The sequence below is a fragment of the Kineococcus indalonis genome (genome assembly GCF_009906395.1).
GTDB lineage: Bacteria > Actinomycetota > Actinomycetes > Actinomycetales > Kineococcaceae > Kineococcus > Kineococcus indalonis.
The window spans coordinates 1-2,030 of the sequence record NZ_JAAALM010000637.1; the positions used below are offsets into that span (position 1 = coordinate 1).

The 2,030-nt window shown below is 75.5% G+C and carries 2 protein-coding genes; both read right to left on the minus strand.

The window, feature by feature from the left end; genetic code table 11:
* Positions 1–866 (minus strand): ubiquitin-like domain-containing protein (locus tag GTR00_RS25250; protein WP_166613261.1); only part of this gene is annotated, 866 nt, incomplete at its 3' end.
* A gap of 330 nt (positions 867–1,196) precedes the next feature.
* A complete protein-coding gene (locus GTR00_RS19785) occupies positions 1,197–2,030 on the minus strand; it encodes a TatD family hydrolase (protein WP_166613262.1) in 834 nt (277 codons plus the stop codon).

A 2,030-nucleotide genomic window follows, 5' to 3' on the forward strand; every position in this document is an offset into this window, starting at 1 on the left:
GGCTTGGGCTTCTCCTTCGTGCCGACCTGCACGACCTCCTCGACGGGCTGCACGTCCACGGTCTCGCCGACGGCGTCGTGGGTGACGCGCACGCCGTCGCGGGAGACGTCGTCGAAGGTGACGGTCTTGGAGCCGTCCACGCCCTGCACGGCCACGCGCCGCTCGCCCCGGAACAGCTCGTCGGTGCCCTCGGTGCGGCTGCCGTGCGCGATGGCGACCTGCTCGGTGCTCTGCGAGCGGTCCACGCGCACGACCTGCACGCGCAGGTCGGGGGTCACGCGCATCGCGGTGTCGACGGAGACCTCGTCGCCGGGGCGCACGGTGACGGCGGTCTCGGCGAGCAGGGCGGCGACGTCGGTGGCGGTGGTGGTCACCGGGCGCTCCTGCCCGTCGGCGACCACGACGGCGGCCTTGGGGGTGACGACGTCCAGGGCCAGGCCCTGGCGGCCCAGCGGCTGCGAGCGCGAGGCGGACAGCTTGGCGCCGTCGGCGCGCACGTCGAGGTCGGCGAGGGCCTCGTCGACGGTGCGGGCGGTGGTCCAGTAGGTCTGCTGCTGCCCGTCGAGGGTGAGGGTCACCTGGCGCCCGTAGCGCACGACGACGGTGGTGCCGTCGGTGACGTCGGTGTCGGGCGAGGGGGCGACGATGTCGTGGGGGCCGACCTCGATGTCCTGCGCCTGCAGGACGTCGGCGACGGTGCCGCCGAAGACGCTCAGCTCGGTGCGGGCGCCGTCGGCGTCGACGGTGACGTCCTTGTCGAGGGCGGTGAAGGCCACGGTGCCGCCGACGACGGCGACGAGGGCGGTGCCCCCGACGACGGTGCGGACGGTGCGGGACGTGGCGGGGACGAGGTTGCGCAACTGCACGAGGAGTCCTTCGACGTGCTTCCCGGGCACGAGCGCGGGCGCGGGCCGGTGTGAGGAGGACCCCCGTCCCCCACGTCGGTCGTGGCGCCCGGCCTGCTCGATCCGGCCGACTGCGCGGGAACGTAACCGCGCCGAGACCACTTCGACAAGTTCCCGTGACAGCTCAAACGTGATCACTCACCGTGATCACCCTGCGCCGATCGGCCGTCCCGCGCTCACCGACGGTGCTCACCGGTGCGGCGCAGCGGGTTCCACGACCGCGCAGGGCCGGCGCGAGAGCCCTGACGGGCCGGCGCGGTGTGATGCAGCTCACCAGGACGCGCACGGGGCTCACCAGGGCCCGTAGACCTCCTCCGCGGTGGCGGCCAGCTGCCCGCACAGCTCCTCCAGGTCCGCCCCCAGGGTGGCGGCCATGGAGCGCACGGTGAGGGGCACCAGGTAGCCGGCGTTGGGCCGGCCCCGGTGCGGCACCGGCGTCAGGTACGGCGCGTCGGTCTCCACCATGACCCGCTCGCGCGGGGCGGCGCGCAGGGCCTCGCGCAGCGGCTCGGCGTTCTTGAAGGTCACCGTGCCCGCGAAGGAGAGGTAGTAGCCGGCGTCGGCGCACACCCGCGCCATCGCCGCGTCGCCGGAGAAGCAGTGGAAGACGGTGCGCTCCGGGGCGCCCTCCTCGGCCAGCACGCGCAGGACCGCCTCGTGGGCGTCGCGGTCGTGCACCTGCAGCGCCAGGCCGAGCTCCTTGGCCAGGGCGATGTGCGCCCGGAAGGACTCCTCCTGCAGGTGCCACTGCTCGCGCGGGGTGCGGAAGAAGTCCAGGCCCGTCTCCCCCACCACGCGCACGCGCGGGTGGCGGGCCAGCTCGCGCACCTCGGCCAGCGCGGCGGCCAGCTCGCCGCGCTCGACGAGGCCGGGCACCTCGTTGGGGTGCAGCGCCACCCCGCCGAGCAGCTGCGGGTGGCGCTGCAGCGCCGCCACCGTCCAGCGGGCGGCGGGCAGGTCGCAGCCGATCTGCACCGAGCGCGGCACCCCGGCGGCCGAGGCCGCCGCGAGCAGCGCGGCGACCTCGGCCTCGGAGGCCTCGGAGTCCAGGTGGGTGTGGTTGTCCACCACGCCCACCGGCAGCGGCTCGGGCGCCGGCGGGCGCCCGCCGGCGCGCGGGCTCAC